Genomic DNA, 12,175 nt, shown 5'->3' with positions numbered 1-12,175 from the left:
GCGTTGACGCCGCCACCGCCGACGCCGACGACCTTGATCACGGCGAGGTAGTTCTTTGGTTCAGTCATTCGGGATTGCGCCCTTCCCTGGTGGTCTCGAGCAGTGTTCGAATTCACATGGTGTTGTCGTTGGTCCTGCCGGAGCCCAATCTCGACGGGAAAAGTCTAAACCTCAACTAAAGGGTTAAACTTGCAGGTCAACGGCTTACCGACGGGCACGACGTTAGGCAAGGCCCACCGGAATTTCCATGAGGCGCGCCGAATCCCGCGGGCGTGTCGCGGGGATCAGCCCTTGGACACGGGCATGGCGGGATTCGAGACGTTCCAGCGCTGCCCCGGCTTGTCCATGACGACGGCGAACGAGTCCGCCTTTTCCTTCGTCTGTTCGCTGGATCCCCACTCGATGACCCGCCCGTCGGCGAGCGTGACCTCGTAGCCTTGCGGCGTGGACGAGGAAACCCCGGTGACGATCTGTTCCGCCCCGTGCGCCGCGGTCGCCGCGCGGAGAGCGTCGGAGATGCCCACAATCTCGCGCACCGCCTGCGGGGCGACCTGGAGCTAGACGCCCTCGAGCTTCGCCCGCAGCAACCCGTCGGGCACGTTCCCCGACTGGTCGAAATCGACGCCTTCGCGGTCGAAGATGTGATCCGCGCCGTCGATGGAGACGACCGCTGCCGGCTCGCGCTCGACGACCTCGATGCGGAGCGTCGACGGGTACTCGCGGACGACCCGCACCTCGGAGACGGTGGGGATGGTCGACACGCGCTGAGCGATCTGCCTCGAGTCGACCTGGAGCAACGGCGTGCCGTTCGACACGGCGGCCTGGTCGACGACGGCCTGCCGCTGATCGTCGGGCACCCCGGTGACCTCGATGCTGCGCACCGCGAGCACGGGGAGGAAGTACACCGCGAGGTAGAGCACTACGGCGACGAGTGCGACGAGAGCGGCGGCGCCGGCGATCCTGTTGTTCCGCCGCTTGCGCCTGCGCACCTCGGCGCGGACGACGGGGTCGGACATCCGTACCCGGCGGCGCGAGGAATCGATCTCCGCGGCGTCGGCGCGGGCCGCGGGGTCGTCGGGGAGCGTGCGCTCGGCGCTGCGAGCCGACTGCGCGGCCTTCGAATCGGACGACGATGCAGGTCCGGCCCCGGCTGCCGCGGCGCCCGAGGTCCTCCCCCGCCGTCCCCGATTGCCGTCCGGCCCGCTGTTCCCGCGGCCACGGGATCCCCTGTTCTCGGCCATCAGGAGCTCCTCGCCGCCAGGGCCTCGAGCAGGCGGGGACCGACGGTCGTGATGTCCCCCGCACCGATGGTGAACACAGTGTCGCCGGGGCGGGCGAGGTCGAGCGCCGCGGCGGTGACGGCATCGAGGTCCTCCGCCGTCACCACCGGCACGGAGACGTGGCCGGCGACGAGCGCGGCGTCCACGCCTGGCTGCGGCTGCTCGCGGGCGCCATAGACCTCGGCGACGACGACTTCGTCGGCGAGGGAGAGCGCCTCCCCGAACTCGGCGGCGAAGAGCTTGGTCCGCGAGTACATGTGCGGCTGGAACAGGGCGATGAGCCGCGCGGGCGCCAGCGCGCCCTCACCCGCCGCGGGAGCGGACTCGGAATCGATCGCCGCGCGTGCAGCGGTGAGCACTGCGCGGACCTCGGTCGGATGGTGCGCATAGTCGTCGTACACGCGAACGCCTGCCACCGAGCCCTTGAACTCGAAGCGACGACCGACGCCACCGAATGCGGCGAGACCCGCGGCGAACGCCCCCTGCTCCGCGCCGACCTCGTGCGCGGAGAGCAGCGCGGCGACGGCGTTGAACAGCATGTGCTCCCCGGCGATCCCCACGGAGATGCGGTGCTGGGAGGGCTGCCCCGCCGCTCTGTCGAGGGCGAGTGTGCCTCGGGTGGTGTCGCCGACGACCTCGATTCCGGAGATCGATGCGGCAACGAGCGGGCGCAGGTCCGCGGGAAGCGCCTCGGGCTCGCCGGTATAGCCGAGTACGCGGACGCCGGCCGCAGCCGCGCGTCGCGCACGCTCGGCCGCACCCGGGTCGTCGAGGCACGCGACCAGGGCGCCGTCCGGCCCGATCCGCGCGATAAAGGTGTCGAAGACGCCGAAATACTCCTCTTCCGAGGAGAAGTGGTCCATGTGGTCGGGCTCGGCGTTCGTGAGGATGACGACGTCCGGCTGGTAGTCGACGAGCGAGCCGTCGGACTCGTCTGCCTCCGCGACGAAGACGGGATCCGCACCGCCACGCGCGTTCGTCCCCAGCTCGAGCACGGTCCCGCCGACCGCGAAGGACGGATCGAGGTCCGCCGCGAGCAGCCCCGAGACGAGCATCGACGTGGTCGAGGTCTTGCCGTGCGTGCCGCACACCATGATCGAGCGGCCGGTCGCCGCGAGCCGCCCGAGTACTTGCGAACGGGTGAGCACCGGGATGCCGGCCGCCGCACGCGCCGCGACGAGCTCCGGATTATCGGCGGGAATAGCGGCCTTGGAGATGACGACGGCCTCCGGCATCGCCCCGGTGAGGCGGAGATTGCCCTCTTCGTGCCCGATCGCGATGTGCGCGCCCAGCTCAGTGAGCTCGGCGATCGTCGCCCCGTCCCGCTGGTCCGAGCCCGACACGGCGACCCCGCGGCCGAGGAGGATCCGCGCGATGGCGCTCATCCCCGCGCCGCCGATACCGATGAGGTGGACGCTGCGGAACGGCTCCTCGCTGGAGGTCGTGGCGTCGGTGCTCGTGGGAGTGGTGCTCATGCGGTGTGGAGGCTTTCGGGTCGAGAGGAATGTGGCGTGTCGTGCCGAAGTCGTCGTGTCGTGTCGTGTCGAGACCAGCCTATGTGCGGCTACGGGAGTCGAGGAGGCCGAGGGCTACTCCGGCGACCTCGTCGGCTGCGTCGCGAGAGCCCGCGCCCAGCGCGGCTTCCGACATCCGCTTCAGGCGGGCGGAATCGGCGGCGAGCGGGAGGACCTCGTCCCGGATGCGCTCTGCGGTGAACTCGCCGTCGGGGATCTGGACTGCGGCGCCGCCGGAAACCAATGTGCGGGCGTTGAGGGCCTGCTCCCCGTTGCCGATGGGCAAAGGAACGAAGACCGCCGGCAGGCCGACTGCCGAGACCTCGGCGACTGTCATCGCGCCCGAGCGGCATACGACGAGGTCGGCTGCGGCATACGCGAGGTCCATCCGCGAAATGTACGGGACCTGCACGTATCCGGGCGATACGTCCCCGGGGTAGGAAGCCAGGTCGATCCCCTTGCCCTCGCCAGTGGCGTGGAGGACTCCGATTCCCGCGGCGCGGAAGTCGTCTGCCGCGCCGGCGAAGGCCTTGTTGAGCGAGGCCGCGCCCTGGGAACCGCCGACGACGAGGACGACGGTGCCCTCGGCGCCGAGGCCGAAGAACTCGCGGGCCTCTGCACGCAACGCCGAGCGGTCGAGGCCGGTGATCGCCTCGCGCACGGGATTACCCACGACTGTCGCCTCGAGGCCGGAGCCCGGGACCGCGGCCATCACCGAGTCGGCGATACGCACTCCGAGCTTGTTGGCCAGACCCGCACTCGCGTTGGCCTCGTGGACGACCACGGGCGGGCGCGAGCGCCGCGACATGAGCATGAGCGTGAGGTACACGGGGACGCAGGCATAGCCACCGAAGCCGACGACCACGCCCGGCGCCGCCTTGCGAATCAGAGAGCGGGTCCCAGCGATGGCCTTGACCAGCCGGAACGGGAGCTTGAACAGGTCTGCATTGACCTTCCGTGGCAGCGGAACCGGGTCGACGAGCTCGAGATCGAAGCCGCGCGCCGGCACGATCCTTCCCTCCATACCGCGGGGCGTGCCCACGGCGCGGACGTCGATACCGGGGCGCGCCCTGCGGAGCGCCTCACCGACGGCGAGCGCGGGCTCGATGTGCCCGGCGGTCCCGCCGCCGACCACCCACGCGATGCTCTGCTCGCTCACCTAGCTCGTCCCCCTCGATCGTCGCTGCTGCCTGTCCGTGCCGTTCACCCTGTCCGCACCGCCGGGGCGTCCCGCGCCGCGGCGCTGCGTGTACTGCGGGTAGCCGGTCGTACCCGAACCCCGTACATCCTGCCGTCGCGCTTCCTGACGCCCCTGCTGCCCCGAGAGGCGCTCGCGGGCTTCGCGCGACGGGCGCGGCTCCGCGCTGGGGACGCTGCGGAGTTGCCCTCGCCGCGCGCCCTGCGTTCCCGCGCCCCTGCCCTGCTCGGGCGCACCGCGGCGTGAAGCCGCGGCACCGGCTGCGCCGGGCCCCTGCGGAGAGCGGCGCTGCGGCGTCTGTCCCTGCGCAGCCGGCCCCTGTGCCCCCGCGCCCCTGCGGCGCATCTCCTCGCGCGCCGCGTGGGTGGTGCGGCCCGTCATCGCCCTACTCCGCTGGCCCTCGCGGACCACGGGTGCGCTCTCGTACCGCGCCTTCGGGCTCTGTACCGGCTCGCCGTACCGCTTCCCGCCGGAGCTCGAGCGCCCGGGCTTGCCCGAGGGCTTGACCAACGGCCCAGGCGTGTACGGCTGAGGTGCGGGCAGGGACCAGAAGTGCCGCCGCCCCGCGGCGCGAGCGCGGTAGTCCGAGATCGCCTCGGGCTCGTGCCTCGCGCAGTTCGCGAGCAGGCCGAGCGAGGTGAGCGTGACCACCGCGGACGAGCCGCCGTACGAGATGAGCGGGAGCTGGATGCCCGTGACGGGCAGGAGCCCGACTACATAGCCGATGTTGATGAACGCCTGGATGGAGATCGTGGTCGCCACGGTTCCCGCGACGAGGCGCCGGAACGGATCGACCGAGCGCATGGCGATGCGCACGCCTACCGCGGCGAGCGCGATGTAGAGCCCGACGACGAACGCCGCCCCGACCCAGCCGAGCTCCTCGCCGATGATCGCGAAGATGAAGTCGTTGGAGGCCTCGGGGAGGTAGAACCACTTCGCCGAGGACTGCCCGAGCCCCTGGCCGAAGAGTCCGCCCTCGGCGAGCGAGAGCATGCCCTGATACGTCTGGTAGCCGTCCGTACCGGTGCGGTCGAAGTTGCCCTGCAGGGTGTTGAGGTACACCTGCACGCGGGACATCCGGTAGGCCTGCGTCGAGGCGAAGACGATGAAGACCACGACGGACGAGCCGAGGAACACCATGAGCGGCTTCCACGGGAAGCCCGCGAGGAAGATGAGCACGAGATACGCGATCGCGATCGAGGTCGCCATGCCCATGTCCGGCGCCACGAGCACGAGGCCGCCGATGAGCACGGGCCCGAGCGCGGCCGGCCAGAAGTAGTCCTTGATGGTCGCCGAGCGGAGCCGGGGCGCGAGGACCATGGCGACCCAGAGGATCACCGCGAGGCGGCCGATCTCTGCAGGCTGGATGGCGAAGCCGCCGAGTTGGATCCAGCCACGCGAGCCATTGACCTCGCTACCGACGCCGGGCACGAGCACCGCCACGAGGAGCAGCACGGAGATCCCCAGGAACCACGGGACCAGCTTCTTGAGCGTCTCGAAACGCATCCGCAGCGCGACGTAGAAGCCGATCGCGCCGACGAACACGAGAATGGCCTGGCGGATGAGGAAGTAGAAGGGGCTCGAGGTCTCCGCGTACGCGCGGACGCTCGAGGAGGACTGGACCATGATCAGGCCCACCGCCACGAGGAGCACCGTGATCCCGAGGACGATGTGGAACGACGCCGTCGGTCCGTTGAACCGGGCGCGGATCGCCTCCCACATACCGAGCGCGCGTTGCTGCCCGCCCGCGGAACCCGAGGTCTCCCCCTCGGTCGCGATCGCCGATCGAGTCATCGGCCCTCCCCGCCTTCTGTGCTGCTGCTGTTGTCGTCCGCGCCACCGCCCCGCAGGGCCGCCACCGCTTCGACGAAGCTGTCGCCGCGGTGGCTGTAGTTGACGAACATGTCCATCGACGCCGCAGCGGGCGCCAACAACACCGTGTCGCCCGCTTGCGCCATCTCGGTGGCGAGACGCACGGCCTCGTCCATTATCGGCTGCGGGTCGGGCGTCTCACCTGTGCTCTTGTCGTCGCTATCGTCCCCCGGAGGGAGCTCGACGACCGGCACCTGCGGCGCGTGTCGCCGCATCGCCTCGGCGATCTCGGCGCGATCCCGCCCGAAGAGCACGACGCCCCGCAGCGTGGGCGCGACCTCGGCCACGAGCTCGTCGACGCTGGCGCCCTTGAGCAGGCCGCCGGCGATCCACACGCGCATCCCCCCAGCGAGCAGGCTCGTCCGCGCCGCGTGGGGGTTGGTGGCCTTGGAGTCGTCCACGTAGATGACGCCGGAGATCCGCGCCACCTCGGCGGCCCGGTGCGCGGCGACCTCGAAATCATCGAGAGCGGTGGCGATCGGGGCCGTCCCCACTCCGACCGCCCGGGCGAGCGCCGCCGCGGCGAGCGCGTCGGTCTGGCCCGCTGGTCCTGCGGGCCGGACTACCGTCGCGTCGTAGAAGGCATCACCCACGCCGTCGGCGAACGCCCGGTCGACGAGCCGCCCGCGGTCGATCCCGAGCTGCCCGGCAGCGGGCTCGCCGAGGGTCACCGAGACCTTGGTGGGCGCGGCCGCGCCCGCCAGGAGCCCGGCGGCGACGGGATCGTCGGCACCGACCACTGCGACGTCTCCGTCGAGGACCTGCGCCTTCGCCGCGACATACGCCTCCATGGAACCGTGCCAATCGAGGTGGTCCTCGGCGATGTTGAGCACAACCCCGGCGCGCGGGCGGCACGACGGCGCCCAGTGGAGCTGGAACGAGCTGAGCTCGGCCGCGAGGACGTCGATGCGTGGGCTCGCGAGGAGGACATCGGGCACGGGGACGCCGATGTTCCCGCAGGCCGCTGCCGCGAGCCCGCCGTAGACGAGCATGTCCGCGAGCATCCCCGTGGTGGTGGTCTTGCCGTTCGTGCCCGTCACCGCGAGCCACGTGCGCGGGGCGCCGAAGTGCCCCTCGGAATCGGCGCGCCAGGCGAGCTCGACATCGCCCCATACGGGAATTCCGGCGTCCGCGGCGGCTCGGAGAAGCGGGCTGTCGGGGCGCCAGCCCGGGGAGGTGACCACGAGGTCGAAGGACTGTTCGGCGGGCGAGCCGGAACTGTCTCCGTCGCCTTCGCCGGCTCCCGCGTTCTCCAGGAGACCGAGCGCCTCGTCGACGGAAGCGGTGCCGACCACGTCTGAGGCCTCGGCGGCGGAGAGCCCCTCGGCGCCGGCGACCGCCTCGAGGAGGGAGTCCAGAGCGGCCGGACGGCCGTCGGCGACGACCGCGCGCCCGCCGAGCCGCAGAACGAGGCGCACGGCTCCGGGCCCGGATACGCCAGCCCCCGCGACGAGTACCCGCGCGCCGGAGATATCGGCCGCTCGATTGATCCCCATGTACTTCTCCCCTGGTGCGTCCACCGGTCTATCGCGTTCGGCCAAGCGGTTCGCGCACCTCCGCCGTCAGAGGCGGGCGCGCGACCTACTACCCGAGCCTACCGTTAGTGGAGTGAAATCTGGTACAGATGTGACTCGTGTGTTTTGACGCACGGCGCCGCGAGGCCCGACGCGCCCGACGGGGAGGGCTACAGAGACGAGGCCGAGAGCCAGTCGCCGTAGAAGATGGCGAGGGCCATGCCCGCGGCGATCACGGTGAGCAGCAAGAAGCGGATGGTGACCGTGGTCTCCTTCCACCCGCCCAGCTCGAAGTGGTGGTGGATCGGGGACATGCGGAACGGGCGGCGACCGGTGGTGCGGAACATGACCACCTGGATCACCACGGAGGCGATCTCGAGCACGAAGAGCGAGCCCGCGACGATCATGAGCAGCTCGGTCTGCGAGACGACCGAGACGCCGGCGATGATCCCGCCGAGGGTGAGCGAGCCGGTGTCGCCCATGAAGATCTTGGCGGGCGCGGCGTTCCACCAGAGGAAGCCGGCGCACGCGCCCATCGCCGCGGCGCAGATGACCGCGATGTCGAGCGGGTCGCGCACCGTGTAGCAGCCGAGCAGGGTGTCCGATTCGCCGCCGACGCAGGAGTAGCGGAACTGCCAGAACGAGATGATCGTGTACACCGCCATGACGATGCCCACGGATCCCGCGGCGAGGCCATCGAGTCCGTCGGTGAAGTTCACCGCATTCGACCACGACCACACGAGGATGAGCACGAAGACGACGAAGATGAACGCCGGCATCGAGATGGAGATGAAATCCCTGGTGAACGACAGGTTCGTCGACGCCGGGTTGAGGCCCTGGTCGTTGCGGAAGAACAGCACGAGGACGCCGAACAGCACGGCGGCGAGGACCTGGCCTCCGGTCTTCTGCACCTTGTTGAGGCCGAGGTTGTGGCGCTTGACGACCTTGAGTCCGTCGTCGAAGAAGCCGACGAGTCCGAGCGCCGTGGCGAGGAACATGACGAGCAGCCCCGAGGCGGTGAACCCGCCGCCACCGACGGAGATGAGCCCGAACAAGCCCGCGCAGATGTAGCCGGCCCAGATCCCGACGACGATGGCGATGCCGCCCATCGTGGGCGTGCCGCGCTTGGCCTGGTGGCTCTGCGGGCCGTCCTCACGAATCGCCTGCCCGTAGCCGAAACGGCGGAAGTACTGGATGAGCAGCGGCGTGAGGAAGACCGACACCACGAAGGCGACGATCCCCGCGACAATGATCTGGGTCATCTACTTCTCCTCGAGCAGGCGTTCGGCCACGGTCCACAGCCCCACGGCCTGTGATGCCTTGACGAGGACGATGTCCCCGGGAGCGAGTCGATCGTCAAGGATACCCAGGGCCTCCTCGGTGCTCGCGACGTGCTCCGCCTCCGAGCCCCACGAGCCCTCCTGGATCGCGCCCTGGAACAGCGCGCGCTGCGGCCGGCCGTGGCCCACGACGATGAGCTGCGAGATGTTGAGGCGGACGAGATACCTGCCGACGAGATCGTGCTCGGCAACGGACTCGTCGCCGAGCTCCCCCATTTCGCCGAGCACGGCCCAGGTACGGCGCGGCGGATTCTGGCCGCGCGCCATCACGGCGAGCGAGCGCAGCGCCGCCTTCACCGAATCCGGGTTCGCGTTGTAGGAGTCGTTGATCACGGTGACACCGTCGGGACGGGCACGCACGTCCATGCGGCGTGCCGAACGGGCGGTGGCGCCGCCCAGGGACGCGGCGACCTCCTCGAGGCTCTGGCCGCACTCGAGGGCGACGGCGGCGGCCGACAGCGCGTTGCCGACCTGGTGCTCGCCGAAAACGGCGAGCGTGACCTCCGCTGACTCGTCCCCGCGGCGCAGGGTGAACGACGCGCGGGCCTCCTCGTCAGTGGTGACCCCCTCGGCGCGCAGGTCGGCCTTGGCCGATTGTCCGACGAAGACCGTTCGCGCGCGGGTCCGCGGGGCCATTGCCGCGACCTGGTCGTCATCGGCGTTGAGGACCGCGAGCCCGGTCGGCTCGAGGGCCTCCACGAGCTCGCCCTTGGTCTGCGCGATGGCCTCGCGCGAGCCGAACTCCCCGAGGTGGGCGGTGCCGACGTTGAGCACGACGCCGATCTGCGGCGGCGCGATCTCGGCGAGCGCCGCGATGTTGCCCGGCGCCCGAGCGGACATCTCGAGGACGAGGAAATCGGTGGACTCGTCCGCGCGCAGCGCCGTGTAAGGGTGCCCGATCTCGTTGTTGAACGAGCCGGGGGGCGCGACCACGGAGCCGGCGGGCTCGAGGACGGCCGCGATGAGGTCCTTGGTGGAGGTCTTTCCCGCCGATCCGGTGACCCCGACAACAGTGAGCCCGTGGCGCTCGCGCAGCCGGTCGACATTCGCGCGCGCGAGCTTGCCCAGCGCGGCGAGGACCGCGGCACCCGAGCCATCGGTATCGGCGGCGAGCGCCATGGCGTTGGTTTCGGCGAGCTCGCCCGGCGCAGGACGCGGCACGACGATGGCGGGAGCGTCGACCTCGCGTGCAGTGAGCGCGGCGACGGCCCCGGCCTCGAGCGCGGCGGGGACGAAATCGGCCCCGTCGACGCGCTCGCCGGGCAGAGCGAGGAACAGCCCGCCCGGCGCGACCTTCCGCGAATCGAACTCCACGGGCCCGCTGATCACGGCGTCGGGGTCGGCGGCCGCGGTGAGCGTGCCCCCGACGATCTGCGCGGCCTCGCGCAGGGTCATCTTGATCACTGTTCGTCCCTTCCGGCCTGTTCGGCCGATCCGGCCTCGCCGCCCAGCGAGCGGAGCGCCTCGCGGGCCGATTCCCTGTCGTCGAAGGGGTGCACCACCCCGGCCACGTCCTGCCCGGTCTCGTGCCCCTTGCCGGCGATCACCACGCTGTCGCCGGGCCGCGCCCACGCGATGGCGTCGGCGATCGCCTCGGCCCTGTCCCCGATCTCCCGGATGACGACTGAGTTCCCCGTCCCCAAGGCGGCAGCCTTGTCCTCCGCCCCTGCGCGCACGGCGGCCCTAATCACTGCGGGATCCTCGGAGCGCGGGTTGTCGTCGGTGACCACGACGTAGTCGGCGCCCGCCACGGCCTCCGCCCCCATGAGCGGGCGCTTTTCGGTGTCCCTGTCCCCGCCCGCGCCGAGCACCACGGCGAGCCTGCCGCGGGTCGATGCGCGCACGGTCTCGAGGACCGCGCCCACCGCAGCGGGCTTATGCGCGTAGTCGACGAGCACGCGGAAGTCCTGCCCCTCGGCGATCGGCTCGAGGCGGCCGGGGACGTGCGCGCTGGCGAGCCCGCGGACTGCGGCGTCGAGATCGAGGCCTAGCTTCTCCACGATGGCGAGGGCGACGAGCGCGTTGGCGACGTTGAACCTACCGGTGAGCGCGAGGCGCACCTCGTATTCGCGGCCGTCGCGAACCGCGGTGAACCGCTGGCCGCCGTCCTCGGTGGGCGTCGACTCCCCCGCCGTCCAGTCGGCCGCGGCGCCCGGCGTCTGGGCGACCGTCAGCGCGTCGGGGCGGAGTTCGGCCATCCGGCGACCCCACTCGTCGTCGACGCAGACGACCGCCTGCTCGGCGGGCAGCACGCGCGTGCCGGGATCGGCCTCCGCCGTCAGGAGCCTGGTCTTGGCATGGAAGTAGTCCTCCATGTCCGGGTGGAAATCGAGGTGGTCGCGCGAGAGGTTGAGGAACGCGCCGACGGCGAAGTGGACACCGTCGACCCGGCCGAGGCGGAGGGCGTGGCTGGAGACCTCGGCAACGATGCTCTCGGCCCCGCGCTCGAGCATCGTGGCGAGGAGGTCCTGGAACTCGGGTGCCTCGGGCGTGGTGAGTGCGCTGACCAGCGGCTGTCCGCCGACGCGCGAGCCGGTTGTGCCGATGAGGCCGACGGTCTCGCCGGCGCTGTTGAGCGCCGCCTCGACGAAGTACGTGGTGGTCGTCTTGCCCGAGGTGCCGGTGATCCCCACGGTGGGGATCGTGGCAGAGGGGTCGCCGTAGACCGCAGACGAGAGCGCGCCCAGCGCCTCGCGCGGGTTCTCGTGGACGATGCACGGGATCTCCGGGGCGATCCCATCGGCGATGATCTGGGCGCCTGCCGGGTCGGTGTAGATCGCTATCGCCCCGGCGGCGAGTGCGTCGGCCGCGAAGCTCGCGCCGTGCACCCGAGCGCCGGGAAGGGCAACGAAGAGGGAACCGTCGCGCGCGTTCTGCGCGCGGATCGTGGCCGAGGTGATCTCGGGGTCCACGAGGGCCGGCGAGCCGTCCGCGCTGCGCGGTTCCAGGCCGATGGTGGCGGCGAGTTCGCCGAGCGAGCGTGGGCCCTCGGTGTTCACGCGTCGATCACGTCCCTTCGTCTGTCGTTGCCGATCGCACAGAATCTCGTTACCGGAACGGGTCGAACACTACCGGCCGACCGGCCGCTCCCGGCACTCGCGCGGATCAGTCCGCCTCGAGGACGAGCGGCTTGGCCGGCGCCGACGGCGCGATGTTTTCGCGGGTGGCGAGCCACGCGGCGATGTCGTGGAACAGGGGCGCCGCGGACTGCCCGCCCTCGCCGTGGACTCCGCGCACCGGATTATCGAGCATGATGCCGACGACATACTCCGGGGCATCGGCCGGGAACACCCCGGCGAACGTGATCCAGTAGTTCGAGTTCGAGTAGCACTGGCAGTTCGGGTCGATCTGCTGCGCGGTGCCGGTCTTGCCCGAGACCTGGTAGCCGGCGACCGAGGCGCCGGGTCCCGTGCCCTGCTGCGCGCCGGGGCCGTCCTGGGTCACGCCGCGGAACATG

Annotated in this window: 10 protein-coding genes; all 10 read right to left on the bottom strand. The window is 71.0% G+C overall.

From position 1 onward, the window contains the following. Window positions 1-284 precede the first annotated feature (284 nt). The gene (locus tag V7E05_RS11945; RefSeq protein ID WP_333619873.1) at window positions 285-536 is read right to left on the bottom strand and encodes a hypothetical protein; all 252 of its coding nucleotides are present in this window, start codon (window positions 534-536) and stop codon (window positions 285-287) included. 21 nt (window positions 537-557) lie between these two features. Beyond that, a complete protein-coding gene (locus V7E05_RS11940) occupies window positions 558-1,241 on the bottom strand; it encodes a cell division protein FtsQ/DivIB (RefSeq protein WP_333619872.1) in 684 nt (227 codons plus the stop codon). After that, on the bottom strand, window positions 1,241-2,755 hold the full coding sequence (murC, locus tag V7E05_RS11935; protein WP_333619871.1) for a UDP-N-acetylmuramate--L-alanine ligase: 1,515 nt from the start codon (window positions 2,753-2,755) through the stop codon (window positions 1,241-1,243). Before murC ends, V7E05_RS11940 begins: the two co-directional genes overlap by 1 nt. A gap of 79 nt (window positions 2,756-2,834) precedes the next feature. Then, window positions 2,835-3,953 (bottom strand): undecaprenyldiphospho-muramoylpentapeptide beta-N-acetylglucosaminyltransferase, encoded by a 1,119-nt coding sequence (murG, locus tag V7E05_RS11930; RefSeq protein WP_333619870.1) that lies wholly within the window; start codon window positions 3,951-3,953, stop codon window positions 2,835-2,837. Continuing rightward, complete coding sequence (ftsW, locus tag V7E05_RS11925; protein WP_333619869.1) at window positions 3,954-5,786, bottom strand: putative lipid II flippase FtsW; 1,833 nt, start codon at window positions 5,784-5,786, stop codon at window positions 3,954-3,956. Next, window positions 5,783-7,360 (bottom strand): UDP-N-acetylmuramoyl-L-alanine--D-glutamate ligase, encoded by a 1,578-nt coding sequence (murD, locus tag V7E05_RS11920; protein ID WP_333619868.1) that lies wholly within the window; start codon window positions 7,358-7,360, stop codon window positions 5,783-5,785. The genes ftsW and murD overlap by 4 nt, the downstream gene beginning before the upstream one ends. 188 nt (window positions 7,361-7,548) lie before the next feature. Beyond that, window positions 7,549-8,640, bottom strand: a complete 1,092-nt coding sequence (gene mraY, locus V7E05_RS11915; protein ID WP_333619867.1) for a phospho-N-acetylmuramoyl-pentapeptide-transferase — start codon at window positions 8,638-8,640, stop codon at window positions 7,549-7,551. Next, the gene (locus tag V7E05_RS11910; protein WP_333619866.1) at window positions 8,641-10,122 is read right to left on the bottom strand and encodes a UDP-N-acetylmuramoyl-tripeptide--D-alanyl-D-alanine ligase; all 1,482 of its coding nucleotides are present in this window, start codon (window positions 10,120-10,122) and stop codon (window positions 8,641-8,643) included. Continuing rightward, the gene (locus V7E05_RS11905) at window positions 10,119-11,717 is read right to left on the bottom strand and encodes a UDP-N-acetylmuramoyl-L-alanyl-D-glutamate--2,6-diaminopimelate ligase (RefSeq protein WP_333619865.1); all 1,599 of its coding nucleotides are present in this window, start codon (window positions 11,715-11,717) and stop codon (window positions 10,119-10,121) included. The genes V7E05_RS11910 and V7E05_RS11905 overlap by 4 nt, the downstream gene beginning before the upstream one ends. Before the next feature lie 106 nt (window positions 11,718-11,823). Continuing rightward, window positions 11,824-12,175: penicillin-binding transpeptidase domain-containing protein (locus tag V7E05_RS11900; RefSeq protein WP_333619864.1), on the bottom strand; the 352-nt coding region annotated here is incomplete at its 5' end.

This window comes from Dietzia sp. (genome assembly GCF_036741115.1).
Lineage (GTDB): Bacteria > Actinomycetota > Actinomycetes > Mycobacteriales > Mycobacteriaceae > Dietzia.
The sequence above is the reverse complement of the archived record's forward strand: the minus strand, read 5'-3'. Positions and strand labels throughout refer to the sequence as shown.

Excerpts from the sequence above, each read along its gene's own strand:
- V7E05_RS11940 (WP_333619872.1), bottom strand. The coding sequence starts at position 1,241 with ATGGCCGAGAACAGGGGATCCCGTGGCCGCGGGAACAGCGGGCCGGAC.
- murC (WP_333619871.1), bottom strand. The coding sequence starts at position 2,755 with ATGAGCACCACTCCCACGAGCACCGACGCCACGACCTCCAGCGAGGAG.
- ftsW (WP_333619869.1), bottom strand. The coding sequence starts at position 5,786 with ATGACTCGATCGGCGATCGCGACCGAGGGGGAGACCTCGGGTTCCGCG.
- murD (WP_333619868.1), bottom strand. The coding sequence starts at position 7,360 with ATGGGGATCAATCGAGCGGCCGATATCTCCGGCGCGCGGGTACTCGTC.
- mraY (WP_333619867.1), bottom strand. The coding sequence starts at position 8,640 with ATGACCCAGATCATTGTCGCGGGGATCGTCGCCTTCGTGGTGTCGGTC.